General features: G+C 60.2%; 1 protein-coding gene. It reads left to right on the plus strand.

Features of this window, described 5'->3' with window-relative positions; all coding sequences use genetic code 11:
- Positions 1 to 66: 66 nt before the first annotated feature.
- Positions 67 to 668 (plus strand): transposase (locus DQ230_RS16935; RefSeq protein ID WP_162497506.1); only part of this gene is annotated, 602 nt, incomplete at its 3' end.

Consider the following 668-nt stretch of genomic DNA (forward strand, 5'->3'; position numbering starts at 1 on the left):
TAATCACGTCTCGACAGTCATTTGAGAACATGATTCACTCCCGGGACGATAGCGGCGGGGGTGATTATGAGCGGGACAGACGAGACGAGCAGGTCGCTTTTCAGTTATGTCGATCTGGAAGAGCGCATCCCAGCGCGGCATCCGCTGCGCAAGATCAGGCAGGTTGTTAACGACGCGGTGGCCAGTCTGGATGCCGAGTTCGAGGCACTTTACACTGATTTCGGTCGGCCCTCGATCCCGCCCGAACGGCTGATCCGGGCGAGCCTCCTGCAAATTCTATTTTCGGTCCGGTCCGAGCGGCAGTTGATGGAGCAGATGCAGTATAATCTGCTGTTCCGTTGGTTCGTGGGCCTCGGCATCGACGATCCCGTGTGGGTGCCGACGGTCTTCACCAAGAACCGCAACCGGCTGCTGACCACCGAGATGTCGCGCATGGTGATGGCGGCAATCCTGTCACATCGCGAAGTCGCGCCCCTGTTGTCGGATGACCACTTTTCGGTCGACGGCACGTTGATCAAGGCTTGGGCTTCCATGAAGAGTTTCCAGCCGAGGGCGGAGGGCGCACCGCCCAACAACGAGGGACCTGGCGGTCCGCCCACACAAGATACCGCGACCGACAGCCAGCCCCGACAGACCCAGAACGAGACCCAACCGATGACCCACCCGAA

Origin of the sequence: Roseovarius dicentrarchi, assembly GCF_003316635.1 — a bacterium.
GTDB lineage: Bacteria > Pseudomonadota > Alphaproteobacteria > Rhodobacterales > Rhodobacteraceae > Roseovarius > Roseovarius dicentrarchi.